Below are 26,258 nucleotides of genomic sequence, written 5' to 3'. Positions count from 1 at the left end.
GCCTGGCCGGTATTCATGTGTCCCGGGTCTCAAACCGTGCACGACTGCCACCCAAATCCTTGAGACGAAGAGGGAGGCAGTTCCTGGTTTGCTTAAGGGAGCTCCATCATGAAAAAGCTCGTCCCCGATCCTCCTGCATCAACCCTTCTTCTGTTAGTTCCTCCCCACCTATCACTCCAAGATCCTCCTGGCATCGAGGAATGCGACCTGCTGATCCGAGCTTTGACTCTGACAGTGGAACAGACCACCACCGTTCTGATCGAGAGCGGTCCAAGCCTCATGCGCGACGCCATGGGCATGAATATCCGTCTGCTGTGCCGAGTGATCAACGCCCTTACCGATCACAAAAGTTCTCGCGCCACGGCTCAGGGAGTGTCTAGATGACCCACAATCCAAGAGACTCTTCGACAGCGGGTGTAGAAACCTTCGATCTGTTTCGCCTGCAACCAAACGTACCTTTCAAGCATGCTTTCTCTCAGCTGTCAGTGCTGCTCGGCTGCATTCGTCACCTGACCACTGAAGCTGAAATGGAGGATGACCGTGTGGCAGGAAGTGCAGCGAGAATCCTGAGCGAAATGGCGAAGGCGCTGATCGATGATATGGAGCGGGGCATGGGCAAGAATCTTCAATAGCCCGCAACAACCTGGGGCCGCGTTGCGGCCCATCGCAGGCCAAGCCAGCTCCTACCTGTACGGCGCCGTTGCTGAGGGCTGTATCATTCCTGAGCAAACCGCATCTCACGGGTCTCGCCCATCAACAACGGCGCATTCGCCTCGGTCACCCCACGGATGTAATCCCACAGCAGGGTAATGCGCTTCAACTTGCGCAAATCCTCCCGGCAATACATCCAGAATTGCCGCGTCACCTCGATCTGCTCTGGTAGCACCGTGACCAATCGCGGGTCCTGCGCCGCCAGAAAACACGGCAGAATCGCCAGCCCACGCCCCTGCAATGCTGCGGTGTACTGCGCAATCACGCTGGTACTGCGCAAATGCGCGTTGGCATTGGGGATCATGTTGGCCAGGTACAGCAGCTCGGAGCTGAACGCCAGGTCATCCACGTAGCTGATGAAGGGGTGCTTGGCCAAATCCCCCACCTGGCGGATCGGCGCGTGGTTATCCAGGTACGCCTGGGTCGCATACAGCCGCAACCGGTAGTCGCACAGCTTGCAGCACACATAAGGGCCGTGCTCGGGCCGTTCCAGGGCAATGACGATGTCCGCCTCGCGCTTGGACAGGCTGATGAAGTGCGGCAGCGGCAGGATATCCACCGAAATGGCCGGATACGCATCGACGAAGTGGCTCAGTTGCGGCGTGACGAAGAAGCTGCCGAAACCTTCGGTGCAGCCCATGCGCACATGCCCCGACAACGCCACCCCCGAGCCTGACACCTGCTCGCACGCCATGTGCAGCGTGCTCTCGATCGACTCGGCATAGCCCAGCAAACGCTGGCCTTCGGCGGTAAGCACGAAGCCGTTGGTCCGGGACTTCTCGAACAACAGCGTGCCCAGCGCCCCCTCCAGCGACGTGATGCGCCGTGACACCGTGGTGTAGTCGACGCTCAGGCGCTTGGCGGCGCTGCTGGCTTTGCGGGTGCGTGCCACTTCGAGGAAAAACTTCAGGTCGTCCCAGTTGAGCGAGCTGAGGGATGTGAGGTCTTTTTGCATGATGATCCGGTTTTTTTGTGCGTTCTTGTTGGATGTTTGCACATCTATACTCGAAACAAGCCCCAGGACGCCACCTCGCGTTTGCACGGCGCTGGCGATCTCGACCCGACAATAATTCCAAGGAGAACCCAGATGAACGCACCTCAATCCCCCGACCAGACCAAGGTCGAGCAGGTCAAGCTGCTGATCGATGGCCAGTGGGTCGAATCCAAGACCGACGAGTGGCGCGATATCGTCAACCCGGCCACCCAGCAAGTGCTGGCGCGGGTGCCGTTCGCCACCGTCGAAGAAGTCGACGCTGCCGTGGCGGCTGCCCATCGCGCCTTCAAGACCTGGCGTGACACCCCGATCGGCGCGCGCATGCGCATCATGCTCAAGCTGCAGGCGCTGATCCGCGAACATTCCAAACGCATCGCCCAGACCCTCAGCGCCGAACAGGGCAAGACCATTGCCGATGCCGAAGGCGATATCTTCCGCGGCCTGGAAGTGGTCGAGCATGCGGCGTCCATCGGTACCTTGCAGATGGGCGAATTCGCCGAGAACGTAGCTGGCGGCGTCGACACCTACACCCTGCGCCAGCCCATCGGCGTGTGCGCGGGCATCACCCCGTTCAACTTCCCGGCCATGATCCCGCTGTGGATGTTCCCCATGGCCATCGTCTGCGGCAACACCTTCGTGCTCAAGCCTTCCGAACAGGACCCGCTGTCGACCATGATGCTGGTCGAGCTGGCGCTCGAAGCCGGCGTGCCGGCCGGTGTGCTCAACGTGGTGCACGGTGGCAAGCAGGTGGTGGATGCGATTTGCACCCATCAGGACATCAAGGCGATCTCGTTCGTCGGTTCCACCGAAGTCGGCACCCACGTCTACAACCTGGGCAGCCAGCACGGCAAGCGCGTGCAGTCGATGATGGGCGCGAAGAACCACGCCGTGGTACTGCCTGACGCCAATCGCACCCAGACCGTCAACGCCCTGGTCGGCGCGGCCTTTGGTGCTGCCGGCCAGCGTTGCATGGCCACCTCGGTGGCGGTGCTGGTGGGCAAGGCCCGCGAGTGGCTGCCGGACATCAAGGAGGCCGCGAGCAAGCTCAAGGTCAATGCAGGGTCCGAGCCGGGTACCGACGTCGGGCCGGTGGTCTCCAAGCGTGCCAAGGAGCGGGTGATGGGCTTGATCGAAAGCGGCATCAAGGAAGGCGCCAAGCTCGAACTCGATGGCCGCGACGTCAAGGTGCCGGGCTATGAGCAAGGTAACTTCGTCGGCCCGACCCTGTTCTCCGGGGTTAAAACCGACATGCAGGTCTACACCCAGGAAATCTTCGGCCCGGTGCTGGTGACCCTGGAGGTCGATACCCTCGATGAGGCCATCGCCCTGGTCAACAGCAACCCGTTCGGCAACGGCACTGGCCTGTTCACCCAGAGCGGCGCAGCGGCGCGCAAGTTCCAGAGCGAAATCGACATCGGCCAGGTCGGCATCAACATCCCGATCCCGGTGCCGGTGCCGTACTTCAGCTTCACCGGCTCGCGCGGCTCCAAGCTCGGCGACCTCGGCCCGTACGGCAAGCAAGTGGTGCAGTTCTACACTCAGACCAAGACCGTCACCGCCCGCTGGTTCGATGACGACAGCGTCAATGACGGTGTGAACACCACCATCAGCCTGCGCTAAGGAGTTCGCCATGCGTATCGCATTCATCGGCCTGGGCAACATGGGCGCGCCCATGGCCCGCAACCTGATCAAGGCCGGGCATCAGCTGAACCTGTTCGACCTGAACAAGACCGTGCTGGCCGAGCTCGCCGAACTGGGCGGGCAGGTCAGCCCTTCACCCAAGGAAGCAGCGGCCAACAGCGAGCTGGTGATCACCATGCTGCCGGCCGCAGCCCATGTGCGCAGCGTCTACCTGAACGATGACGGCGTGCTGGCGGGCGTACGCCCCGGCACACCGACCGTGGACTGCAGCACCATCGACCCGCAGACCGCCCGCGAGGTGTCCAAGGCCGCAGCGGCCAAGGGCGTCGACATGGGCGATGCACCGGTCTCCGGTGGCACCGGCGGCGCGGCGGCCGGCACCCTGACCTTCATGGTCGGTGCCAGCGCCGAGCTGTTCGCCACGCTCAAGCCGGTGCTGGAGCAGATGGGCCGCAACATCGTGCATTGCGGTGAGGTGGGTACCGGGCAAATTGCCAAGATCTGCAACAACCTGCTGCTGGGCATTTCGATGATCGGCGTGTCCGAGGCCATGGCCTTGGGTAATGCACTGGGCATCGACACCCAGGTGCTGGCCGGCATCATCAACAGCTCGACCGGCCGTTGCTGGAGCTCCGACACGTACAACCCATGGCCCGGCGTGATCGAGACCGCGCCTGCTTCACGCGGCTACACCGGCGGCTTTGGCGCCGAGTTGATGCTCAAAGACCTGGGGCTGGCTACCGAGGCTGCCCGTCAGGCGCACCAGCCGGTGATTCTCGGGGCCGTGGCCCAGCAGTTGTATCAGGCGATGAGCCTGCGCGGGGAGGGTGGCAAGGACTTCTCGGCCATCGTCGAGGGGTACCGCAAAAAGGATTGACGAGCGAGGTGGACTTCATCGCGGGCCAGGCGGCTTTCCCTCTGTAACTGCGCACCAGAGGGAAGGGCACCTGCTCCGCGATTTTTTTTGCCCAGGGTTTACGGATGCTGAAGGTGCCCTGCGCAAGCAGGGCTTGGCTATCAGGCGAAAACGAAGTACTTGCGCACGGTCTCGACCACTTCCCAGGTGCCTTTCATCCCGGGTTCGATCACGAACACATCACCTGCCTTCAGGTGCTTCGGCTCTTCGCCTTCCGGGGTGATGATGCAGTAGCCATCGAGGAAGTGGCAGAACTCCCACTTGTCGTAGTTGACCTCGAACTTGCCCGGGGTGCAGATCCAGGTGCCCATGATCTTGCTGCCGTCGGCCGACAGGTAGGCATTGAGGTTGACGGTGTGCGGATCGCCGCCGATGCGCTTCCACTTGGTGGCGTCCACGACCGGCGTCGGGCAGGTCTCGCGCAGGACGGTGATGAAATCGGACATGGCACAACTCCTGGTGACTGGATGAATGACCCGTCACCATAGGGCTATCGGCCGAGCCGCAGTTGCCTGGGCTCGACGTCCAGGTGCCTGACCGCGCTATATCTGGTCTTCCAAGGGTATACGCGGCACTTGTAGGCGCTGGCGTGTCAGAGCCGCTCATTACTCAAGCCCACCAGTACCGCACGAAGTGAAAGAACACCGGCGCCGCAAAGCACACCGAGTCCATCCGGTCGAGCATGCCGCCGTGGCCTTCGATCATGTGCCCCCAGTCCTTCACCCCACGGTCACGCTTGATCGCCGACATCACCAACCCGCCAAAGAAGCCCATGGCGTTTACGGTCAGGGCCATCAGGGCCGCCTGCCAGAAGTTGAACGGGGTGATCCAGCACAGCAGGGCGCCGATCAAGGTGGCCAGTGCCACGCCACCGACCAGGCCTTCGAGGGTTTTCGAGGGGGACAGGTTGGGCGCCACCTTGCGTTTGCCGAATAGCTTGCCGCACACGTACTGCAACACGTCGCTGATCTGCACCACCAGGATCAGCCAGGCGATCAGCAACAGGTTGCGGCCCTCGAAACCTGGGATATCAAGCGTCATCAGCGCGGGCACGGAGGAAACGCAGTACACCGCGATCATCAGCCCCCACTGCACCTTCGATGCGCGCTCCAGGAAGCGTGTGGTATCGCCACCGAAGCTGGCCAGGATCGGCAGCAGCAGGAACAGGTACACCGGGATGAAGATGCTGAACAGGCCGTACCAGTCCATGGCAATCAGCAGGTACTGCACCGGCAGCGCCACATAGAACGCGGCGACCAGCGCCGGGTAGTCGCTGCGCCGGGTCGGGGTCAGCGTCATGAACTCGCGCAGGGCATAGAACGACACGCCATAGAACAGCACGATCACGCCGTACTTGCCAAATACGAAGGCGATGCCGATCACCAGCACCATCACCCACCAGGCGTTGATGCGGGCATTGAGGTTGTCGATCACCGCATGCGGCGCCGGGCCGGCACGCCACTTGAGCAGGCGGCCGATCACGCTGGCGAGTAGCAGCAGGGCGCCGATGCCGGCGAACAGGGAAAGCGTGTTGTCATCCATGTCAGGCATCCTTCGGCGCCAGGTTCAGCAGGGCCTGGCTGGCCCGCTGCAGAAAGGCCTGCTTGCTTTCATCAGCGTGCAGGTTCAGGGGTTCGCCGAAGCTCAATGTGCACAGCAGCGGCAATGGCAGGGCGCGGCCCTTGGGCATGACCCGGTTGAGGTTGGCGATCCACACGGGCACCAGCTCGACCTCGGGGTTGGCTGCGGCCAGGTGGAACAGCCCGCTTCTGAACGGCATGAGCGGTTCGTCGCCAAGGTTGCGGGTGCCCTCCGGGAAGAAGATCAACGAGTCGCCTTGGGCCACCGCTTCGAGTATTGGCTGCAGGGGGCTGCCTTGGCCTTCTGTGCGCTGTCGCTCGATCAATATGCCGTTGAAGACTTTGCGGATGAGAAAATCGCGGATGCCGGGCTTTGCCCAGTAGTCGGCTCCGGCCACTGGGCGGGTGCGCTTGCGCAGGGGTTCTGGCAGCGACGCCCACAGCAGCACGAAGTCGCCGTGGCTGCTGTGGTTGGCGAAATACAGGCGTTGCACCGGCAACGGCGTGCAGCCGAGCCACAGGGCACGGGCACCGGTGATCAGCCGGGCGGCGGAGGTGATGACGAAGGCGGTCAGGGTCGCAAGCATGGGGCGGTAGTCATCCGGTAAAAGGCAGTGTCAGCAGGGTAGCCAAGGTCAGCGACAGTTGCAGGCCCAGGCACGCGGCCTGACGGCGCAGCAGGGCCAGCGCGGCGTGGCTGCGGGCGGGCCAGTCGCGGCTGTCGGTGGTATGCGGTTTGAGGTTGAGGTCGAACAGGGCGCGGTCCAGGGCCTGGGTGTCGGCGGGCAGGTCAGGGCTGCTGGCGAGGCGGGCGAACAGCTCGGCGTCCAGCGCGACGCGGATGGCCCAGTACTTGTGCAGCACACCCAGCACCAGCAACACGGCGCAGAACAGGCTGGCCAGGGCAGGCAGTTGTGCGCCCAGCAAGGGGGCCAGGCCATAGCCCAGGGCCAACAGGGTGATGCCGTCCGACAGGTGCTCCAGCTGACGGCCACGGGCCAGCAGGCTGGCGATCAGGTGCAGGCTCATCGCTGTGCGCCTAGCCGTTGCAGCACCTGCCGATGGGCGGGGTGCAAGACCACGCCAGGGCGGGCCTGGCGAACCCGCTGCTCGGCTTGCTCTGCGTCGGGGCAGCGGCCAGTGAGCAGTAGCCACGCCGCCACGGCGCTGGCGCTGCGCGAGTAACCCAAGGCGCAGCAGACCAGCAAGGGGCCTTGAGGGCGCAGTTGCTCGATGGCGGCGGCGGCGTCGTGCAGCAGGGTGCTGTCGGGGGCGATCAGGTCCAGGGTGGCGAGCGCTCGATAGCCCTGCTGCGCGAAGGGGCCAGTGCCGGCCGAACGGCGCGGCAGCTCTGCGCAAAGGTCGACGATGGCAGCGAACTGCCCACCTTCGCCACGCCCAGGTAGCCGCCCCAGGAATACACCGTCACATACCGCGTCTGGCTGCGGACGGCGCCAGGTCCATAGCCGCGAGTTGATCCACGCCCCGATCAGGTAGGGCGCCATCAGCCAGGAGGCAGCAGCCGACAAGCGCCCCTGCGTATCTTTCTGAAAACCGCCGGCACCGAACACGCTGTAGTTCAGCGCCACCAGCAGCAGCGCCACGCCAGGCCATGCCAACCACAGCCATGCGCCACCTGCCGTGAACACCGCCAGCGCGCACAGCAACGCCCCCAAACCGTAGTAGAGCGCCAGCCGCCAGCGTGTGCGATCGCGCGCCAGCCGCGCCTGCTGCCACGGCAACAGCCCTTGGCGCGGCCATAGCCACAGGCAGACAAACCCCGCCAACGCGCCGGTGGGCACGTCGATGAAATGATGCTGCCAGGTGGTCAGCACCGACACGCCGATCAGTGCCATCCAGCTGTGCATGGCCCAGCGCCAGGGCTGGCGGTGCACGTGCCGGGCGAACATCGCCCAGATGATCACCAGCAAGGCGATATGCAGCGATGGCGCCTGGTTGTAAGGCTTGTCGAAGCCCATCAGCACATCGAACAACCCGCCATACAGCCCACCTATCTCGGGCCGTTCGAAGGTGAAGCGCAGCGGCCAGAGCAAGAAGCAGCTCACGCTGATCACCTGTGCCGTGAGCAACGCCAGGGCATGCCGGTCCATCTCCCGGCGGGTGCGCGGCAGCAGGAACGACAAGCCATACAGCAGGTCGATCGACCAGTACGGGATGATCGTCCACGGCCACAGCGGCATGTGCTGTTCCCAGCCGAACACCAGGCTGCCGACATCACTGCGCCCGGCGGTGTGGGTGTTCACCAGCCCATAGCTGAGGAAGAAGAACGGCCCCAGCAGCAGGAGCCAGAGCAGGCCACGGCGAATCAGCCCGGGCTCACGCGCTGGGTTCATTCACGCACCCGTTGCGCCAGGCTGACGCTGAAGATGCCCCATTCGTCGATGCGCTGGGCCAGCTTGCGAAAGCCCGCCGCCTCGACCAGTTGGTCCATCTCTGCCTGGCTGCGCCGGCGCATTACCCACGCTTCGCCGCCGCGGTGGCTGGTCAGGGCGCGGGCGATCATTTCCAGTTGCGGGTGCCAGGGCTGGCCGGTGTAGACCAGGTAACCGCCCTCTTCGACGGCATCGGCCAGGCCAGCGAGAGAGTTGCCTACCTGGGTGTTGCTGGGGAACAGTTCGTACAGGCCGGATACCACCGCCAGCGTAGGGCCTGGCGGCAGCGCCGCGAGGCTGGCGCGGTCGAAGGCATCGCCCTGGACGAAGCGGGCCACCTCGGCCAGGCCTTTTTCGGCGATCAATGCGCTGCCTTGTTGCACGTTCAGCTCGCTGTAGTCGCGCAGCAGGATCGAGTCTGGCAGTTGTTCGAGGTCCTGCAGGGCTTCGAGGATGTAGCGACCATGGCCGGCAGCGATGTCGACGATATGCACCGGCCGTTGCTGCGCGCGCAGGCGGGTGATGGCCTCGCGCAGCAGCGCTTCGACGTGCACTTTGCGCTGGCGTATGCCGCGCCAGCCAATGGCGTCGAGGTAGTTGCGGTCGATCATGCGGCCCAGCTTGCCTTTGCCTGTGGCCTGGTTGCGGTAGATGTAGTCGAGGGTGCTGCCGGAGTCGAAGCCGGTGTCGAACCCCAGCTTCACGCCTTCGGCCAGCCCTTGACCCAGGCGCAGGCCGGCTCGGGTGGCACGCCAGTAGAGGTCGCGCGGCGAGTTGCGCGGCAAGGGCGCGGCCAGGCTCTCGGCCTCTGCGCAGCTGGCGCCGACCTTGTCGGCATCGAGCAGCGAAGGGGCCTGCACAGGGCTGTCGAAGCAATGCCCGACGAAACGCTCGATACGCCTGAGTGCATGGGCGCGGTCGCGCTCACCGAGGGTGTCGTGGAAGAAGCCTGGGAGGGTGTGCATTTCCTTGCGCGCGCTGCCCAGGCGCTCGAAGAAGCGCACCTGCGGTTTGCGCTCGACCACCAGGTCGGCACCCGAGACCAGCAGCTGGGTCGGCACCTGGATCGCCTGGGCGTCCGCCACTACGCGGTCGGCCGCGTCGTACAGGCCCAACAGCATGGTCACCGAAATCGGCCGGCTGATCAGCGGGTCGGCCACATACGACATGACCCGCTCGGGGTCGTGGGTGAGCAGGCGCGGCTTGACGTAGCTGTTGACGAAGAAGTTGCCGCGCACGGCCTTGAGCAGTTTCAGGCCAGGGCGTGCGAAGGGCACGTACAGCTTGACCTTGAACGCTGGCGAGGCCAGCACCAGGCAGCGCACCTTGGGCGCGTAGTCGTGCGCCCAGGTGGCGATCAGTACGGCGCCGACGCTTTGCGCCAGCACCACCATGTCCTGCTCGGCGATGCCATGCACGGTCTGCAGATGCTCGATGAAGGTCTGCACGTCGCGCACGCTGGTGGCGAACCCCGGGCTGTCGCCGCGGGCACCCGGCGACTGGCCGTGGCCGCGGGCGTCCCAGGCGAAAAAGTCGTAGCCTGGCATGTCCAGTTCGTCGGCCAGGTGGGCCATGCGCCCACCGTGTTCGTGGCCACGGTGGAACATCACCACGGCACGGCGTGGCTGGTGTTCGTTGCGGGTAGCGGGCCAATGACGGTAGTGCAGCTCGACACCGTCATGGGTGGAGAAATGCAGCGATTGCGCTTGGCGCATGGCGAGAATCCTTGTCCGGGGCGATGGGCTCAGCGGGCTTCGGCCAGCCCTCGGCGAACCCGGTTGTAGAGGGTATAGAGCGAGAGCGCGAAGATGACCAGCAAGAGGCCGTTCAGCCAGTTGGCGTCGAGCAGGCCGAAGGCTACGGCGGTGCCCAGCACGCCGAAGGCAAATGCCCGGTCGCTCTTGCCCATCGGCCCGTCGTAGCGCCTGGATGCGCCTGCCAGCGGGCCCATTACCCCGGCGTATTCACTCACCGTGGCGCTCAGTACCACCAGCACCACCAGGCTCGGCCAGACGCCGGCCAACAGGGCGAAGGGCAGGTACAGCGCGGCGTCGGCGATCACGTCGCACAGTTCGTTGAGGTAGGCGCCGAGCCTGGATTGCTGGCCGAATTCGCGCGCAAGCATGCCGTCGACGGCATTGAGGGCCATGCGCAGCAGCATCCACACCGGGATCAGGATGAACAGCCAAGTGATGTGGCTGAGGCCTGCCAGCAGCAGGCCCAGCAGGACCGACACCAGGCCGGCGGCGACGGTGACCTGATTGGCGGTGACGCCGCGCTCGTGGAGGCGCTTCACGCCGGGGCGGAGCAGGGCCTGGAAGCGGGGCTTGAGCTGGTAGATCGATGGCACTGGAAACTCCTTTTCTTGGTGCAGCCTGATTGTGGGCAAAGAGCCCGCCTGGCGGCAAGCGCGGTCGCCAGATTTGCGCGCCTACACAACCGCGCTTGGCCGGCTGGTCAAGCGCCTGACCAAACCCGCGGCATACCCCGGCAATGCGGCGAAGTCCCGTGCACACACCAGCAGCTGGCGATTGGCCCAGCCCTCGTGCAGCGCCACCCAGTGCAGCGGCAACAGCCCTTGCCAGCGCTTCACCGAAGCCAGTGGCACCACCCCCACCCCCGCGCCGCCCGCGACCATGCGTAGCACCCCATCGAAGCCATCGGCCCGCACCCGTACGCGCATACGCCTGCCCTCACGCAGTGCCTGTTCCTCCAGGTACAACGCCAAGGCGCTGTCCGCCCCCAGCCCGACATGGCCATGGGCGAGGCTGTCGATGAAGCTCGGGGCAGGGTGCGCCGCCAAGGGGTGCTCAAGGGGTGTCACCAGCACCAGTGGGTCATCGCGAAACGGCAGGGTCTGCAGATGCTCACTGGGCGCTGCGCTCGAGATGATCCCCAGGTCCGCCATGCCCTGAGTGATCGATTGCACGATGTGCAAGCTCGGCAGCTCCTGGACATCGACACTGACGGCGGGGTGGTCGGCAAGGTAGCAGGCCAGCAACTCGGGCAGGTATTCGGTCAGCGCCGCCGTGTTGCACAGCAGCCGTACCTGGCCTTGCAGGCCCTGGGCATAGTGAGCCAGGTCGAACTGCAGGCGCTCGACCTGCTGCCCGATCAGCCGGGCATGTTGCAGCAACGCTTGGCCGGCTGGGGTCGGCTGTACGCCACGGCGATTACGCGCGAGCAGCGGTGTACCCAGGGAGGCTTCCATGGCGCGAATACGGGCGCTGGCAGCGGGCAGCGACAGGTGGCTGCGGCGCGCGCCGGCAGTGATGTTGCCGCACTCCAGGGTGTGCCGGAAAAGCGCGAGGTCAATCAGGTCGAAGTGCATGTGCCTCTGTCCTGGCGATAGTCTGGCTGAGTATATGGCAGATTTTCAGCCAGCCAGCCGCACGCCATCATGGCGGCATGAATACCTTGATCGCGTTCTATCAGACCCTCGGCCCGGCATTGACTTTGCTGGTGGTGATTACCTTCCTGCTGGCAGGCACCGTCAAAGGTGTCATCGGCCTCGGGCTGCCGACCATCGCCATGGGGCTGCTGGGGCTGGCTATGCCGCCCGCGCAGGCTGCCGCCTTGTTGATCGTACCTTCGACCCTCACCAACCTCTGGCAACTGGCGGCCGGCGGCCATCTGCTGGCGCTGCTGCGGCGGCTGGGGCCAATGCTGGCGATGATCTTCGTCGGCACCCTGGTCGGCAGCGCCTGGTTGGGCATCAACAGCGGCCCCTGGGCGGTGCATGCGCTTGGCGCAGCGCTGGTGGCCTATGCCGTGTATGGGCTGATTGGCCCGGGGCTGAGCGTGGCGCACAGGCGGGAGTGGTGGCTGGGGCCGATCTGCGGGCTGGTGACGGGCGTGGTAACGGCCGCTACCGGGGTGTTCGTGATGCCGGCAGTGCCGTACCTGCAAAGCCTGGGTTTGAACCGTGACGAGATGATCCAGGCGCTGGGCCTGGCGTTCACGGTCTCGACCGTAGCATTGGCCCTGGGCCTGGCCGGGCAAGATGCTTTGGGCGGCCAGGCGCTGGGTGCATCATTGCTGATGCTGGCGCCAGCGCTGGTGGGCATGCTGGCGGGCCAGTGGTTGCGCCAGCGCATCAGCGCGGCGCTGTTCAAACGCTGCTTCTTCATCGGCCTGGCCGTGCTCGGCGGCCATTTGCTGCTCAACGGTTAGCAGAGGCGGCGCTGAGCATGTCGATCAACTGGACATCGAATTCGCGCTCCAGGTAGTCCATGCGCTTTTCGAAGAACGCGGCCATGTGCGGCAGGGCCGAGTGCACATCCAGTGCCGCCTTGTCTGCCCACACCTCGTAGAACACGAACAGGCTGGGGTCGGCCTTGTCGCGCAGCATGTGGTACTCGATACAGCCCGGCTCCTGGCGGCTTGGTTCGACATAGGCGCGGAATAGGGTTTCGAAGGCTTCGGCCATTTCCGGGCGGGTCTTGGCTTTGAGGATAAAAGCGTACTGCTCGCTCATGGATCGCTACTCGCTGGTGAATGATGAAACGATTCTAAGGCAATAATGGCTTGGTCATTCGTGATTTCAAGTCAATTGTATTTTGCCTCATGCCTGCTTTTTCCCAGGCCAGCGACTCCCTAATCTGCCGGTCATCCCATTTGACTCGATCAAGGCAATCAGGCCTCGGATCGACATCGACACATCGAGGCCAGCATGAAAAAGATCCTTTTGCTCAACGGCGGTAAACAGTTCGCTCACTCCGATGGCCGCCTCAACGCGACCCTGCACGAAGCGGCGCTCGCTCATCTGGACCGTGCCGGTTTCGACGTGCGCCAGACCTTCATCGACGGTGGCTACGACGTGCAGGAGGAGGTCGAGAAGTTCCTCTGGGCGGATGTGGTGGTCTACCAGATGCCCGGTTGGTGGATGGGCGCACCGTGGACGGTGAAGAAGTACATCGATGATGTCTTCACCGAAGGGCACGGCAGCCTGTACGCCAGCGACGGCCGGACCCGCTCGGATGCTTCGCAGAAGTACGGCAGCGGTGGCCTGATCCAGGGCAAGCAGTACATGCTGTCGCTGACCTGGAATGCCCCGCAGCAAGCGTTCGACAACCCTGGCGATTTCTTCGAGGGCAAGGGTGTGGACGCCGTGTACTTCCCGTTCCACAAGGCCAACCAGTTCCTCGGCATGACCGGGTTGCCGACCTTCCTGGCGGTGGATGTAATGAAGCGCCCGGATGTACCAGCGGCGTTGGCCGCTTATGAAGCGCACCTGGGCAAGGTGTTTGGCAAGGCTGCGTAAGCGCCTGTGACAGGGGCTGCACAGCAGCCACCTTGCACAGACCCCACTGACCCGCTATCTATCACCGCACACTCCAGCCAAGGCCAAGCGCGTGAAAACCCGATCCGAAGAACTCCAGGTATTCGTCGCCGTGATCGACTGCGGTTCGATCTCCGCCGCTGCCGAGCAGATGGGCCAGACCCCGTCCGCCGTCAGCCGCACCCTGTCGCGCCTGGAGGCCAAACTCGGCACCACCTTGGTCAACCGCACCACCCGGCGCATGGACCTGACCGAAGAAGGCCGTTTCTTCCTGGCGCGCTCGCGGGTGATTCTGGAACAGATGGACGAGATGGAAGAGCGCCTGTCGATGAACCGCCAGACCGCCACTGGGCGCCTGCGCATCAACGCCGCTGCGCCGTTCATGCTGCATGCCATCCTGCCCTGGATCGGCGAATTCCGCCGCCAGTACCCCGGCATCGAGCTGGAACTCAACACCGACGACCTGATCATCGACCTGCTGGAGCAAAGCACCGATGTGGCGATCCGCATCGGTGAGCTGGCCGATTCCAGCCTGCACGCCCGCAACCTGGGCTGCAGCCCGGTGCAGGTGCTGGCCAGCCCTACCTACTTGGAACGCCATGGCACGCCGCAGCACGTCGAAGACCTGGCCAACCACTGCCTGCTGGGGTTCAGCCAGCCTGAGTCGCTCAACCACTGGCCGTTGCGCCATGCCCAGGGCGATCGCTGGGCGATCCGCCCTGCGCTGATCGCCTCCAGCGGCGAGACCCTGCGCCAGTTGGCCCTGGCCGGGGAGGGCATCGTCAGCCTGTCGCACTTCATGACCCACGAAGACATCCGCAGCGGCCGCCTGCAGGTGCTGCTGGGCGATGCCAACAACGGGTACCGTCAGCCGATCCATGCGGTGTATTACCGCAACACCCAGCTGGCGCTGCGCATCCAGTGCTTCCTCGACTTCATCCAGCGCAAGCTGGCGATGTACGCCTGCTGAGTTGCCTGAACGCGACAAATCCTGCCCAAAGGCGGCGAAACTTCCTACGTTGGATTGCGCAGTCGACGCGCTTCGGCCTTACTGACTGATCAACAAAAACAACACCAAGGAAGTGTCATGCGTATTGTCCTGTTCCAGTCCATGGCCCTCGGAGCCGCTATCCTGAGCTGTTCCTCGGCCTTTGCGGCCACCCTTGAGGGTGGCGCAGTGGCCGCGCCTGATCAATATGGCGCACAGGTGGCCGCCGATATTCTGAAAAAAGGCGGCAACGCCGTGGACGCCGCCGTGGCAACGGCGTTCACCCTGGCGGTGACCTACCCTGAAGCCGGTAACATCGGCGGCGGTGGCTTCATGACCCTGTTCGTCGACGGCAAACCCTACTTCCTCGACTACCGCGAAGTGGCGCCCAAGGCCGCCAGCCGCAACATGTACCTGGACGACAAGGGCGAAGTGATCGAGAACCTGAGCCTGGTTGGCGTGCGCGCCGCCGGCGTGCCCGGCACGGTGATGGGGTTGTGGGAGGCGCACCAGAAGTTCGGCAAGCTGCCCTGGAGCGAGTTGCTGACCCCGGCCATCGGTTATGCGAAAAACGGCTTCAAGATCGCCGAAAAGCAATACCAGTACCGCAACGATGCCCAAGGCCTGTTCAAGACCGCGACCAATTTCAACGACTATTTCGGCACCATGAAGGTGGGCGAGCTGTTCAAGCAGCCCGAGATGGCCCAGACCCTCGAACGCATTGCCGACAAGGGCGTGAGCGAGTTCTACCAGGGCAAGACCGCCGACCTGCTGGTGGCGCAGATGCAGGCGGACAAAGGCCTGATCACCAAGCAAGACCTCAAGGACTACAAGGCCGTCTGGCGTGAGCCGATGGCCCTGAGCTGGCGTGGCAACGTGGTCTACACCGCGCCGCCGCCAAGCTCTGGCGGTGTGGCCCTGGCCCAGCTGCTGGGTATCAAGGAAGACCGTGCGGCGGACTTCAAAGGCGTCGCGCACAACTCTGCGCAGTACATCCACTTGCTGGCCGAGATCGAGAAGCGCGTGTTCGCCGACCGCGCCGACTACCTGGGTGACCCGGCGTTCACCAAGGTGCCGGTGGATCAATTGATTGCCAAGGATTACCTGGCCAAGCGCGCCGCGCAGGTCAACCCCAAGGCCATTTCGGCAACCGACGACGTCAAGCCGGGCCTGGAACCGCACCAGACCACGCACTTCTCGATCGTCGACAAGCAGGGCAATGCGGTCAGCAACACCTACACCCTCAACCTCGACTACGGCAGTGGTGTGGTGGTCAAGGGCGCCGGCTTCCTGCTCAATGACGAGATGGACGACTTCAGCGCCAAACCGGGGGCGGCCAATGCCTTTGGCGTGGTCGGCGGTGATGCCAACGCCATCGAGCCCGGCAAGCGCATGCTGTCATCCATGAGCCCAAGCCTGATGACCCGCGATGGCAAGGTCGAGCTGGTGATCGGCACGCCGGGCGGTTCGCGGATCTTCACGTCGATCTTCCAGGTGATGAACAACCTGTACGACTACGGCATGCCACTTGAGAAGGCGGTGGCCGCACAGCGCGTGCACCATCAGTTGCTGCCCAAGGACACCCTTTATTTCGACAGCTATGCGCCGCTGACCGGGCCGGTAGCGGACGACCTGAAGAAAATGGGTTACGTGCTCGAAGACCAAGGCTGGGAGATGGGCGATATCCAGGCCATTCGGGTGAACGGGGCGAAGCTTGAGACGGCGTCGGACCCGCGTGGGCGCGGGGTGGGGATGGTCGTCAAGTAATAGCTTCCAGCGGGCGGGGAGTCCTTTCGCGGGGCAAGCCCGCTCCCACAAACTTTCAGGTTGTGGGAGCGGGCTTGCCCCGCGAATGCGCTTCAGAGATCAGACACGGAACTGGCTCACCAGCATCTGCAACTGCCCCCCCAACCGCGCCAGCTCAACACTGGACGCCGCCGTCTCGTCACTGGCCGCCGCGGTCTGCTCAGACACATCCCGCACATTCAGAATGCTCCGGCTGATTTCTTCCGCCACCGCGCTCTGCTCTTCCGCCGCCGCCGCAATCTGCTGGTTCATCGACTGAATGTTCGACACCGTGCCGGTGATGCTTTCCAGCGAGGCACCGGCCTTGCGTGCCAGTTCGACGCTGCTGTCGGTCAGGGTCCGGCTACCCTGCATGGCCGTGGCCACTTGCTGGGTGCCGTGCTGCAAGCTGGCGATCAGCTCTTCGATCTCTTCGGTGGACTTCTGCGTACGCTGCGCCAGGCCGCGCACTTCGTCGGCGACCACGGCAAAGCCGCGGCCCGCCTCGCCGGCACGGGCGGCTTCGATCGCGGCGTTCAGCGCCAGCAGGTTGGTCTGTTCGGCCACCGACTTGATCACGTCCATGACGCTGCCGATCTTCTGGCTTTCCTGCTGCAGCAGGCTCATGGCTTCAGTGGAGCGGTGCACTTCTGCGGCCAGGCGTTCGATCTGGCTGATTGCCTCACCGACCACACGGTCGCCGGCACGGGCTTCGTCATCGGCACCGGTGGCGGCATGCGAGGCCTGCTCAGCGTTGCGGGCGACTTCCTGAACGGTTGCCGCCATTTCATGCATCGCGGTGGCCACTTGGTCGGTTTCGACCTTCTGGCTGTTGGCACCTGCGCTGGTCTGTTCGGTAACGGCCGACAGCTCTTCGGCGGCGCTGGCGATCTGGGTGACGCCGTCGCGGATGCCGCTGATCAGTTCGCGCAGGGTGGTGCCCATGCGGGCGATGCCCTGTTGCAGCACGCCCAGCTCATCACGGCGGGTGACACGCAGGTCGTGTGTCAGGTCGCCGCCCGCGATGCGTTCCACCGCTTGCAAGGTTTCCTGCAGCGGGCGGGTGATCTGCCGGGTGATGAGCACCGCTGCCAGTACGCCTACCAGCAACGCCAGCAGGGTCGCGATGGCCTGCAGGCTGCGGGCCTGTGCACTCTCGATGTCGCGGCGCTCCAGCTGGATCTTGTACAGCGCGTCGCTGGTCTTGACGATGTCGGCGCCCTGGACGGTCATTTCTGCGCGTGCGCTGGTGATATCGGCGAGGGCATCGCGGAACTGACGCACGGCGTCACGGTAGGCCAGCACCGACTGTTCGAACTGTTGCAGGCGGGCATCAGCAGTGGGCAGCTGGCGCTTGAGGTTGTCGACCTCGGCCAGCGCCGCTTCGAGCTGGCGCAGCGCAGCCTGCTCGTTGGCCGCGCTGTTATCGGCAATGTAGCCGCGCACGTCGATGCGCACCTGCAGCAGTTGCTGGCGGGTCTTGCTGATCAGCTGGTACTGGGCCAGGCGCACGCTGTCACTTTCGAGGCGTGCCATGACGTCCTGGCTGAGGGCATCCATGGCCTGGTCGGCCTTGGCTGCAGAAACATTCATGGCATCGCGGGCGGCGCGGGTGGCGTTGTAGCCTGCGCGCATGGTGCCCAGCGACACCTTGTACTGGCTGATGGTCTGCCCAAGGTCGTGCAGCAGTTTGACGTTCTCCGGGCTCTTGAACGAGCCGACCAGGCGTTGCTGCTGGTTGCTGAAGGTATCCAGCTTGGCCAGGGTGTTGGCAGCCGCCGCATCGTCGCCGTTGGCAATCATGTACTGCAGGCGGGCAATGCGCAGGTCAGTCAGGTCCTTGTTGAGCTGGCTGATATCGCTCATCCAGTTGCTGCGGTCGATCAGGCTGCCGAGGCTGGTCCAGCCAGTCAGGGCCAGCAGGCCGGTGAGGATCAGCACCAGGCCGAAGCCCAGGCCGAGTTTGAGGTTGACGCTGATGTTGGCAAACCAGCTGTTCATGCACGCACTCCAGAAGTTGTTTTCGCTCTCTTGATCGTCGATCGCAAGGCGTTGTTGTTCTGGGTGCCCGCTGATTCGTGCAGGGGTTATCGGCAATGAAGCTGGAAGCTGAAACGCTTTTTCAGCAGATTTGTAACCGGTCGTCCGGTTGAAGCGGGGGCTGCCAGGCAGCCCCGCAGGGTGTCACAGGTTACGTGCACTGAAGGTATCGCAGCTGTTCACTTCGCCCTCGGCAAAGCCAGCCTTGAACCAGCGCACGCGCTGCGCCGAGGTGCCGTGGGTGAAAGAGTCGGGCACCACGCGCCCCTGGCCTTTCTGCTGCAGGCGGTCGTCACCAATGGCGTTGGCCGCATTCAGTGCTTCCTCGACGTCCCCTGGCTCCAGCCAGTTCAGGCGCTTTTGTGCCTGATACGCCCACACCCCGGCCAGGCAATCGGCCTGCAGTTCCTGGCGTACCAGCAAGCCGTTGTCGCCCTCCATGCGCTGCCCATTGCGGCGGGCCGCATCAACCTTGGCCGACACGCCGAGCAGGGTCTGCACGTGGTGGCCGATTTCGTGGGCGATGACATAGGCCTGGGCGAAGTCGCCCGCTGCGGCGAAGCGGGTTTCCATCTCGCGGAAGAACGACATGTCCAGGTACACCCGCTGGTCGGCCGGGCAGTAGAACGGGCCCACCGCCGCCGAAGCGAAGCCGCAGGCAGAGTTGACCTGGCCGTTGAATAGCACCAGCTTGGGGTCGCGGTACTGCTTGCCGGCCTCGGAGAACAGCGCCTTCCAGGTGTCTTCGGTGTCACCCAGCACCGAGGCGACGAATTCGGCCTGCTGGTCATTGGCCGGCGGCGCCTTGGTGCCCACGCTACTGGGGGCCTGCTGTTGCTGTTGCATTTGCCCGGTGAGCTGGCCAAGGATCTGCAGCGGGTCTTGCCCGGTGAGCCAGCCAATGCCCACGATCAGCAGGATCGCCCCCAGCCCCAGGCCCTTGCCGCCGCCAAAGCGCATGCCGCCACCACCGCCACCTTCGCCTCGGGCATCGACCACGTTGTCGCTGCGTCGGCCTTTTCGCCATTCCATGAATGCTCTCCGGAGCGTGAAACAAGAAGACAAAGACTAGTTCACCTCAGCGAAAGGTGTCAGCCAAAGGTGTTAAGCCATAACCATATGGTTATGTATTGAGGGGCTGATTTCAGTATTCATCCCACGCGAGTTATCCGAAACTGCAAGTCCGCCTGCCACGTACAGGCGTTTTGATAATACCAAGAGAGGAAAACGGCATGCCCGCCCAGGACACCAGCCGCTTCGTGATCCGTGATCGCAACTGGCACCCCAAAGCCCTGACCCCCGACTACAAGACGTCCATTGCCCGCTCCCCGCGCCAGGCACTGGTCAGCATCCCGCAGTCGATCAGCGAAACCACCGGCCCGGATTTCACCCACCTGGGTTTCGGTGCCCACGACCATGACCTGCTGCTGAACTTCAACAACGGTGGCCTGCCAGTCGGTGAGCGCATCATCGTTGCCGGCCGGGTTGTCGACCAGTACGGCAAACCGGTGCCCAACACCTTGGTAGAAATGTGGCAGGCCAATGCCGGCGGCCGCTACCGGCACAAGAACGACCGCTACCTGGCCCCGCTGGACCCGAACTTCGGTGGCGTTGGCCGTTGCCTGACCGACCGCGACGGCTACTACAGCTTCCGCACCATCAAGCCCGGCCCGTACCCATGGCGCAACGGCCCGAATGACTGGCGCCCTGCGCACATTCACTTCGGCATCAGCGGCCCGTCGATCGCCACCAAGCTGATCACCCAGCTGTACTTCGAGGGCGACCCGCTGATCCCGAAGTGCCCGATCGTCAAGTCGATCGCCAACCCCGAGGCTGTGCAGCAGTTGATCGCCAAGCTCGACATGAGCAACGCCAACCCGATGGACTGCCTGGCGTACCGCTTCGACATCGTGCTGCGCGGCCAGCGCAAGACCCACTTCGAAAACTGCTGAGGACCCCGCCATGCCAATCGAACTGCTGCCGGAAACCCCTTCGCAGACTGCCGGCCCCTACGTGCACATCGGCCTGGCCCTGGAAGCGGCCGGCAACCCGACCCGCGACCAGGAAATCTGGAACCGCCTGGCCAAGCCAGAAGCACCGGGTGAACACATCCTGTTGATCGGCCAGGTCTATGACGGTAACGGGCACCTGGTGCGCGATTCGTTCCTGGAGCTGTGGCAGGCCGATGCCGCCGGCCAGTACCAGGATCAATACAACCTGGAAAACGCCTTCAACAGCTTTGGCCGCACCGCCACCACCTTCGATGCCGGTGAATGGACCGTGCAAACGGTGAAGCCGGGTGTGGTGAACAATGCTGCTGGCGTGCCGATGGCGCCGCACATCAACATCAGCCTGTTTGCCCGTGGCATCAACATCCACCTGCACACGCGCCTGTATTTCGACGATGAAGCCGAAGCCAACGCCAAGTGCCCGGTGCTCAACCTGATCGAGCAGCCGCAGCGCCGTGAGACGTTGGTTGCCAAGCGTTGCGAAGTGGATGGGAAGACGGCCTATCGTTTCGATATCCGTATTCAGGGGGAAGGGGAGACGGTGTTCTTCGACTTCTGAGTGAAGCTTGGGGCCGCAAGGCGGCCCCGGCCTCTCAACCTTTGACCGGTTTCAGGTCAAAGGCATCGGCCTGATACTGGAACAACAGGCAATCGGCAGCCGCCGTGCAGCCACTTTCATGCACCAGGTCGGCGGGCAGTTTGTAGTAGGCCCCGGCCGGGTACTCGGTGCGCTTGCCATCGATCACTGCGTAGAACGTCCCGCTCAATACCACTGTCGGCAAGGTCTGGCTGTGCTGGTGCAGGCCGTTGTCGGTGCCTTTTCTGAATTTCACATAAGCCGAATACGGCCCCTTGCCAAAGATATCGCCTTCGACGTTGGCGTAGCTGACGGCACTGTGGGTGTTGGGCACGTCCTGCCACTTCAAGCCCGCGTTGTCAGGGACCGAAACGGTTTGTTCTGCTGCATGGGCGAGGATTGCCACAGCGCTGAGCGCGATGCCGGTGATGACTGCCTGCAATGATTTCATGATGAGTCCTCTTCGCTGAAGTAACGTGCAGCGAAGGTTAATGAATCATCAAGAGCACAAATACGGCCTCAACTCCGCAAGACTTGTGCAGATAAAGCACGAATCAGCCCTGCCACCTGGGCGTTACATAGTAGTGCTGCACGTAATCCAGCAGTGCACGCACCTTGGGCGCCAGGTAACGGCTCTGTGGATAAACCGCGAACAGGCTGCGCGCCGGCTGCCGCCAATGGCTCAGCACCTGCACCAGGCGCCCGTCGCGCAGCGCATCATCGACGATGAAACGGTCGAAACTGGCGATGCCCAGGGCGCCGATGGCGGCGGTGCGCAGGGCCATGGGGGAGTTGGCGCTCAAGCGCCGGGGCATCAGGATTTCACGCTGCTCGCCCGTGTCGTTGGCCACCTGCAAGCGTTGCGGGTGCAGCAACTGGCTGTAGCCGAGCAACGGGTGGCCGGCCAGGTCGTCGGGTGAGGCGGGCGTACCGTGGCGTTGCAGGTAGCGCGGTGCGGCCACCAGCAGGACTTCACTGGTGGCCAGACGGCGTGCCACCAGGCTGGAGTCAGGCAGGTGGTCGGTGACCCGCAGGCACACATCGATCTCCTCCTCCAGCAGGTCAACGAAGCGATCGCTGCAGTGCAGCTCAATCTGTAGCTGGGGATGGCGCTCGACAAAATCTGGCAACCAACGCCCCAGTTCCAGCTCGCCAAAGGCGGTGGCAACGCCCAGGCGCAAGGTGCCGGCAGGTTGTTGCTGATGCTCGGACAGTTCAAGGGTCATGGCCTGCATCTGTTCGAGGATCTGCACGCAATGGCGATAGAACAGCGCACCGGCTTCGGTCAGGTGCAGGCGGCGGGTGGTACGGGTGAGCAACTGCGTGCCGAGGTGGCGTTCGAGGTGCTTCACCTGGCGTGACAGCACGGTATGCGAGACGCCGGCCTGCTTGGCGGCGGCGCTGAAGCTGCCGAGGTCTACGACCCGGCGGAAGGTGTGCATGGCACTGAACTGGTCCATCGGCGCAACTCTCCTGGCAGTGTGCGTTGGGGCCGGCCAGGCCCCAACGCGACACGGATCAGCGCCGAACCAGCAGCACCCCGCTTTCCATGTGATGGGTATACGGGAACTGGTCGAACAGCGCGCAGCGTTCGATACGGTGGGTATCTTGCAGCTGGGCGATGTTCGCCGCCAGCGTTTCCGGGTTGCACGAGATGTACAGAATGCGCTCGAAACGCCGGGTCAGCTCGCAGGTGTCCGGGTCCATGCCGGCACGCGGCGGGTCGACGAACACGGTGCCGAACGTATAGCTTTTCAGGTCGATGCCTTCCAGCCGGCGGAACGGCCGCACCTCGTTCAGTGCCTGGGTCAGCTCTTCAGCCGACAGCCGCACCAGCCGCACGTTATCCACACCGTTCTCATCGAGGTTGCTCAGCGCTGCATTGACCGACGTCTTGCTGATCTCGGTGGCCAGCACTTGGCGCACGCGGGTGGCCAGCGGCAAGGTGAAGTTGCCATTGCCGCAGTACAGCTCCAGCAGGTCATCGTCGCGCTCGCCAATGGCGTCGTAGGCCCAGCTCAGCATCTTCTGGTTCACCGCGCCGTTGGGCTGGGTGAACGCGCCTTCTGGCTGGCGATAGCTGAATACGCGGCCCGCCACGTCCAGTTGCTCCACCGCATAATCACGGCCGATCACCAGGCGCTTGCCCTTGGAGCGGCCGATCAGGCTCACCCCCAGGTCTTCGGCCAGCTGCCGTGCGGCCACTTCCCAGGCCTCGTCCAGCGGGCGGTGGTAGCACATCGTGACCATCGCATCGCCCGCCAGGGTGGTAAGGAACTCCACCTGGAACAGCCGGTTGCTCAGTGCCTCGCTGGCCTGCCAGGCCGCCTTGAGGCGCGGCATCAGCAGGTTGATGCGCTCGCTGGCGATGGGGAAGTCGTCGATCAGGATCGCCTTGTGCTTCTCGCCTGGGGCGAACATCGCGTAGTGGCGCTGACCGTCCTCGCGCCACAGGCGGAACTCGGCGCGCAGGCGGTAGTGCTCGCGCGGCGAATCGAAAACAGCCGGTTCCGGCGCGCCAAACGGCGCTAGCAGCTCGCGCAGCCGGGCAACCTTGGCGTCCAGCTGGGTGGCGTAGGAGGAGGGGTCGAAAGCAGCACTCATGCGTTGAACCAGCCCAGCTTGATGACGAACAGGATGGAAAGGATCACCAGGGCCGGGTTCAGGTCGCGGTGGCGGCCGGAAATCAGCTTGATGGCAGTCCAGGAAATGAAGCCGAAGGCGATGCCGTTGGCGATCGAGTAGGTCAGTGGCATGGCCAGGGCCGTCACCACCACGGGCGCGGCTTCGGTGACGTCATCCCAGTTTATTTCCGCCAGGCCCGAAGCCATCAGTACGGCGACGAACAGCAGCGCCGGGGCCGTGGCGAAGGCCGGTACGCTACCGGCCAGCGGTGCGAAGAACAGCGCCAGCAGGAACAGCACGGCCACCACGATGGCGGTCAGGCCGGTACGCCCGCCCGCGCTCACGCCGGCAGCCGATTCGATGTAGCTGGTGGTGGTCGAGGTGCCCAGCAGCGAACCGGCCATGGCCGCGGTGCTGTCGGCGATCAGGGCGCGGCCCATCTTCGGCATGTGGCCGTCCTTGCCCATCAGGCCGGCGCGCTTGGCCACGGCGATCAGGGTGCCGGAGTTGTCGAACAGGTCGACGAACAGGAAGGCGAAGATCACGCTGATCAGGCCCACATCGAGGGCACCGGCGATGTCCAGTTGCAGGAAGGTCGGTGCCAGCGAAGGGGGCATCGACACGATGCCGCCGAACGGCGTGACGCCCATCGCGATCGACGCGACAGTGACGGCCAGGATGCCGATCAGCACCGCGCCGCGCACCTTCAGCGACTCAAGGCCGACGATCAGGAAGAAGCCCAGCGTGGCGAGGATCACCGAGGGCTGCTTGAGGTCGCCCATGCCCACCAGGGTGGCCGGGTTATCGACGACGATGCCCGCGTTATGCAGGGCAATCAATGCCAGGAACAAACCGATGCCTGCGGCAATGGCCGAGCGCAGCGGCAGCGGGATGCTGTTCACGATCCATTCGCGGATGCGGAAGATCGACAACAGGAAGAACATCACCGCCGACAGGAACACCGCACCCAGCGCAACCTGCCAGGTATGGCCCATGTGCAGAACCACGGTATAGGTGAAGAAGGCGTTCAGGCCCATGCCCGGCGCCAGCGCGATCGGGTAGTTGGCGATCAGGCCCATGGTCGCCGAACCGATGGCCGCGGCCAGGCAGGTGGCGACGAAGATCGCACCTTTGTCCATGCCGGTCTCGCCCAGGATGCTGGGGTTGACGAACAGGATGTAGGCCATGGCCAGGAAGGTGGTGACGCCCGCAAGAATCTCGGTGCGCACATTGGTGTCGTGTGCTTTTAGTTGAAACAGCCTTTCCAGCATGCCCGCTCCCCAAGGCGCCCCCGGCGCCGTGATATGTATCGACCCCATCAGCAAAGCACAGACCGTACCGGTTGCCGTGGTTTTATCTGGGGCGGAAAAAAGCCGCGCATCATACCAGCATGCTCGGCAGGGGCCTATGGCCTTCGGGGAATGGCTTTTCCATCGCCTGTGGCAGTGGGGTTTAGCGGTGAAGAGGCCAGTACCGCCGAGCCATCAACCGCTGTGCAAGCGGTCGCGCTTGGCCAGGGTCGGGAACAATTTTATCCACACCCCGGTCACCACCAGCGTGCCCACGCCCCCCAGCACCACCGCCGGCACTGTGCCAAACCAGTGCGCGGTGACGCCCGATTCGAATTCACCGAGCTGGTTCGAGGCACCGATGAACAGCCCGTTCACAGCGCTCACCCGCCCGCGCATCTCATCTGGCGTCTCCAGTTGCACGAACGAACTGCGAATGACCATGCTGATCATGTCCGCCGCGCCCAGTAACACCAGCACCGCCAGCGAGAACCAGAACGACGTCGACAGGCCAAATGCGATGGTCGCCACGCCAAACACGCCCACGGCGGTGAACATGGTGCGGCCTACCTTGCGCTCGAACGGGAAGCGCGCCAACCACAGCGACATCAGCAACGCCCCCACCGCCGGTGCCGAGCGCAGCAGGCCCAGGCCCCAGGGGCCGGTCAGCAGGATGTCCTTGGCGAACACCGGCAACAACGCGGTGGCACCGCCCAGCAGCACGGCGAACAGGTCCAGCGAGATGGCGCCGAGGATGTCTGGCCGGCTGCGGATGAAGCGGATGCCGGCCAGCAGCGACTCCAGGCTGGCACGGCCACGCTGGGCCACTTGCTGGCGTGCGTCCAGGCTCAATGTCAGCGCACAGGCAATGGCGTACAGCGCCACGGTCGGGCCGTACACCCAGATACTGCCGAAGGCATACAGCAACCCGCCCACCGCCGGGGCGACGATGGTGGCTGCCTGGGTCGCCGAGGCCGAGGCCGCCACCGCCCGTGGGAACAACCCCGGCGGCACCACATTGGGCAGCAGGGCCTGGGTGGCCGGCATCTCGAACGAGCGCGTGGCGCCCAGCAGGAAGGCCAGGGCGAAGATCAGCTCGCGGCTGACGTTGTCGGTGGCGCTGCCCACTACCAGCGCCAGGGCAATCAGCCCCTGCAGGCTTTGGCACAGGGCAGCGACCTTGCGCCGGTCATAGCGGTCGGCGACATGCCCAGTGTGCAGCATGAACAGCACCCGTGGGGCGAATTCGACCAGGCCGACCAGGCCCAGGTCGAGCACATTGCCGGTGAGCTGGTAGAGGTGCCAGCCAATGGCCACGGTGAGCATCTGGAAGCCGCTGGCGGTGAACACACGGGCCAGCCAGAAGGCGAGGAAGGGGCGATGATGGCGCAACAACTGCGGTGCGGAATCGGGCATCGGAAACCTGTGG

27 protein-coding genes are annotated in these 26,258 nt (G+C 64.2%); 10 read left to right on the top strand and 17 right to left on the bottom strand.

Translation table 11 applies throughout. The features are described from left to right. The first annotated feature begins 108 nt into the window (after nucleotides 1-108). A complete protein-coding gene (locus tag HU766_RS16795; protein WP_186658950.1) occupies nucleotides 109-384 on the top strand; it encodes a hypothetical protein in 276 nt (91 codons plus the stop codon). Beyond that, the gene (locus HU766_RS16790; RefSeq protein WP_186658947.1) at nucleotides 381-632 is read left to right on the top strand and encodes a DUF3077 domain-containing protein; all 252 of its coding nucleotides are present in this window, start codon (nucleotides 381-383) and stop codon (nucleotides 630-632) included. The genes HU766_RS16795 and HU766_RS16790 overlap by 4 nt, the downstream gene beginning before the upstream one ends. Nucleotides 633-715: 83 nt before the next feature. Here the strand turns inward: HU766_RS16790 and HU766_RS16785 are convergent, their stop codons facing one another. Further along, nucleotides 716-1,666: a LysR family transcriptional regulator gene (locus HU766_RS16785; RefSeq protein WP_186658944.1), complete on the bottom strand. Its 951-nt coding sequence runs from the start codon at nucleotides 1,664-1,666 to the stop codon at nucleotides 716-718. Between the two features lie 132 nt (nucleotides 1,667-1,798). Here HU766_RS16785 and HU766_RS16780 point away from each other — a divergent pair, with 132 nt between their 5' ends. Together HU766_RS16780 and mmsB are read left to right on the top strand one after the other, a co-directional pair. Further along, nucleotides 1,799-3,325: a CoA-acylating methylmalonate-semialdehyde dehydrogenase gene (locus tag HU766_RS16780; RefSeq protein WP_186658937.1), complete on the top strand. Its 1,527-nt coding sequence runs from the start codon at nucleotides 1,799-1,801 to the stop codon at nucleotides 3,323-3,325. A 10-nt stretch (nucleotides 3,326-3,335) separates the two neighbouring features. Further along, nucleotides 3,336-4,223 carry a 3-hydroxyisobutyrate dehydrogenase gene (mmsB, locus tag HU766_RS16775; protein ID WP_033702977.1) on the top strand — a complete coding sequence of 296 codons (888 nt, stop codon included), beginning with the start codon at nucleotides 3,336-3,338 and terminating at the stop codon, nucleotides 4,221-4,223. A 140-nt stretch (nucleotides 4,224-4,363) separates the two neighbouring features. On the opposite strand, the gene HU766_RS16770 is transcribed toward mmsB, so the two are convergent. From HU766_RS16770 to HU766_RS16735, 8 genes are all read right to left on the bottom strand, one after another. Next, nucleotides 4,364-4,708, bottom strand: a complete 345-nt coding sequence (locus HU766_RS16770) for a cupin domain-containing protein (protein WP_003251579.1) — start codon at nucleotides 4,706-4,708, stop codon at nucleotides 4,364-4,366. A 163-nt stretch (nucleotides 4,709-4,871) separates the two neighbouring features. Beyond that, nucleotides 4,872-5,804 carry a phosphatidate cytidylyltransferase gene (locus HU766_RS16765; RefSeq protein WP_033702976.1) on the bottom strand — a complete coding sequence of 311 codons (933 nt, stop codon included), beginning with the start codon at nucleotides 5,802-5,804 and terminating at the stop codon, nucleotides 4,872-4,874. A gap of 1 nt (nucleotide 5,805) precedes the next feature. Beyond that, nucleotides 5,806-6,429 (bottom strand): lysophospholipid acyltransferase family protein, encoded by a 624-nt coding sequence (locus HU766_RS16760; RefSeq protein ID WP_033702968.1) that lies wholly within the window; start codon nucleotides 6,427-6,429, stop codon nucleotides 5,806-5,808. A gap of 10 nt (nucleotides 6,430-6,439) precedes the next feature. Next, nucleotides 6,440-6,871: a hypothetical protein gene (locus HU766_RS16755; protein WP_186658927.1), complete on the bottom strand. Its 432-nt coding sequence runs from the start codon at nucleotides 6,869-6,871 to the stop codon at nucleotides 6,440-6,442. After that, nucleotides 6,868-8,196, bottom strand: a complete 1,329-nt coding sequence (locus HU766_RS16750) for a phosphatase PAP2/dual specificity phosphatase family protein (protein WP_186658919.1) — start codon at nucleotides 8,194-8,196, stop codon at nucleotides 6,868-6,870. The genes HU766_RS16755 and HU766_RS16750 overlap by 4 nt, the downstream gene beginning before the upstream one ends. Then, nucleotides 8,193-9,950 (bottom strand): bifunctional alpha/beta hydrolase/class I SAM-dependent methyltransferase, encoded by a 1,758-nt coding sequence (locus HU766_RS16745; protein WP_186658916.1) that lies wholly within the window; start codon nucleotides 9,948-9,950, stop codon nucleotides 8,193-8,195. The genes HU766_RS16750 and HU766_RS16745 overlap by 4 nt, the downstream gene beginning before the upstream one ends. A gap of 29 nt (nucleotides 9,951-9,979) precedes the next feature. Beyond that, the gene (locus tag HU766_RS16740; protein ID WP_095064164.1) at nucleotides 9,980-10,585 is read right to left on the bottom strand and encodes a CDP-alcohol phosphatidyltransferase family protein; all 606 of its coding nucleotides are present in this window, start codon (nucleotides 10,583-10,585) and stop codon (nucleotides 9,980-9,982) included. An 81-nt stretch (nucleotides 10,586-10,666) separates the two neighbouring features. After that, nucleotides 10,667-11,566: a LysR family transcriptional regulator gene (locus HU766_RS16735; RefSeq protein WP_156311105.1), complete on the bottom strand. Its 900-nt coding sequence runs from the start codon at nucleotides 11,564-11,566 to the stop codon at nucleotides 10,667-10,669. A 77-nt stretch (nucleotides 11,567-11,643) separates the two neighbouring features. Between HU766_RS16735 and HU766_RS16730 the strand changes: the two genes are divergently transcribed. Further along, nucleotides 11,644-12,408, top strand: a complete 765-nt coding sequence (locus tag HU766_RS16730) for a sulfite exporter TauE/SafE family protein (protein ID WP_186658911.1) — start codon at nucleotides 11,644-11,646, stop codon at nucleotides 12,406-12,408. On the opposite strand, the gene HU766_RS16725 is transcribed toward HU766_RS16730, so the two are convergent. After that, nucleotides 12,398-12,712 carry a putative quinol monooxygenase gene (locus tag HU766_RS16725; RefSeq protein ID WP_033702960.1) on the bottom strand — a complete coding sequence of 105 codons (315 nt, stop codon included), beginning with the start codon at nucleotides 12,710-12,712 and terminating at the stop codon, nucleotides 12,398-12,400. The two genes, HU766_RS16730 and HU766_RS16725, sit on opposite strands and share 11 nt — an antisense overlap. 195 nt (nucleotides 12,713-12,907) lie before the next feature. Between HU766_RS16725 and HU766_RS16720 the strand changes: the two genes are divergently transcribed. The 3 genes from HU766_RS16720 to ggt all read left to right on the top strand — a co-directional run bounded on the left by HU766_RS16720 (nucleotide 12,908) and on the right by ggt (nucleotide 16,271). Further along, complete coding sequence (locus HU766_RS16720; RefSeq protein WP_156311108.1) at nucleotides 12,908-13,498, top strand: NAD(P)H-dependent oxidoreductase; 591 nt, start codon at nucleotides 12,908-12,910, stop codon at nucleotides 13,496-13,498. Between the two features lie 91 nt (nucleotides 13,499-13,589). Further along, on the top strand, nucleotides 13,590-14,486 hold the full coding sequence (locus HU766_RS16715; RefSeq protein ID WP_033702958.1) for a LysR family transcriptional regulator: 897 nt from the start codon (nucleotides 13,590-13,592) through the stop codon (nucleotides 14,484-14,486). A 117-nt stretch (nucleotides 14,487-14,603) separates the two neighbouring features. After that, nucleotides 14,604-16,271 (top strand): gamma-glutamyltransferase, encoded by a 1,668-nt coding sequence (gene ggt / locus HU766_RS16710; protein ID WP_186658906.1) that lies wholly within the window; start codon nucleotides 14,604-14,606, stop codon nucleotides 16,269-16,271. Between the two features lie 99 nt (nucleotides 16,272-16,370). Here ggt and HU766_RS16705 read toward each other — a convergent pair whose 3' ends face one another. Together HU766_RS16705 and HU766_RS16700 are read right to left on the bottom strand one after the other, a co-directional pair. Beyond that, a complete protein-coding gene (locus HU766_RS16705) occupies nucleotides 16,371-18,290 on the bottom strand; it encodes a methyl-accepting chemotaxis protein (protein WP_186658902.1) in 1,920 nt (639 codons plus the stop codon). 183 nt (nucleotides 18,291-18,473) lie between these two features. Further along, entirely contained in the window at nucleotides 18,474-19,361 is an 888-nt protein-coding gene (locus tag HU766_RS16700) for a neutral zinc metallopeptidase (protein WP_186658899.1), read from the bottom strand. Nucleotides 19,362-19,561: 200 nt separating this feature from the next. On the opposite strand from HU766_RS16700, the gene pcaH reads away from it, so the two are divergent. Then, a complete protein-coding gene (pcaH, locus tag HU766_RS16695; protein WP_033702953.1) occupies nucleotides 19,562-20,281 on the top strand; it encodes a protocatechuate 3,4-dioxygenase subunit beta in 720 nt (239 codons plus the stop codon). Between the two features lie 10 nt (nucleotides 20,282-20,291). Then, nucleotides 20,292-20,897 (top strand): protocatechuate 3,4-dioxygenase subunit alpha, encoded by a 606-nt coding sequence (gene pcaG / locus HU766_RS16690; RefSeq protein ID WP_033702952.1) that lies wholly within the window; start codon nucleotides 20,292-20,294, stop codon nucleotides 20,895-20,897. Nucleotides 20,898-20,931: 34 nt separating this feature from the next. Here pcaG and HU766_RS16685 read toward each other — a convergent pair whose 3' ends face one another. From HU766_RS16685 to HU766_RS16665, 5 genes are all read right to left on the bottom strand, one after another. Next, on the bottom strand, nucleotides 20,932-21,366 hold the full coding sequence (locus HU766_RS16685) for a cupin domain-containing protein (protein WP_186658896.1): 435 nt from the start codon (nucleotides 21,364-21,366) through the stop codon (nucleotides 20,932-20,934). A gap of 103 nt (nucleotides 21,367-21,469) precedes the next feature. Further along, nucleotides 21,470-22,375: a LysR family transcriptional regulator gene (locus HU766_RS16680; RefSeq protein WP_186658894.1), complete on the bottom strand. Its 906-nt coding sequence runs from the start codon at nucleotides 22,373-22,375 to the stop codon at nucleotides 21,470-21,472. 58 nt (nucleotides 22,376-22,433) lie between these two features. Next, nucleotides 22,434-23,519 carry a tRNA (uridine(54)-C5)-methyltransferase TrmA gene (trmA, locus tag HU766_RS16675; RefSeq protein WP_033702949.1) on the bottom strand — a complete coding sequence of 362 codons (1,086 nt, stop codon included), beginning with the start codon at nucleotides 23,517-23,519 and terminating at the stop codon, nucleotides 22,434-22,436. Continuing rightward, nucleotides 23,516-24,811, bottom strand: coding sequence for an NCS2 family permease (locus HU766_RS16670; RefSeq protein ID WP_033702948.1), 1,296 nt, complete (start codon nucleotides 24,809-24,811; stop codon nucleotides 23,516-23,518). The genes trmA and HU766_RS16670 overlap by 4 nt, the downstream gene beginning before the upstream one ends. 213 nt (nucleotides 24,812-25,024) lie before the next feature. Next, a complete protein-coding gene (locus HU766_RS16665; RefSeq protein WP_186658891.1) occupies nucleotides 25,025-26,245 on the bottom strand; it encodes an MFS transporter in 1,221 nt (406 codons plus the stop codon). Nucleotides 26,246-26,258: the final 13 nt, after the last annotated feature.

The organism is Pseudomonas sp. SWRI77, from assembly GCF_014269105.1.
In the GTDB taxonomy this organism is placed as follows: Bacteria; Pseudomonadota; Gammaproteobacteria; order Pseudomonadales; family Pseudomonadaceae; genus Aquipseudomonas; species Aquipseudomonas capeferrum.
This window is presented reverse-complemented; position numbering and strand designations above follow the sequence as displayed.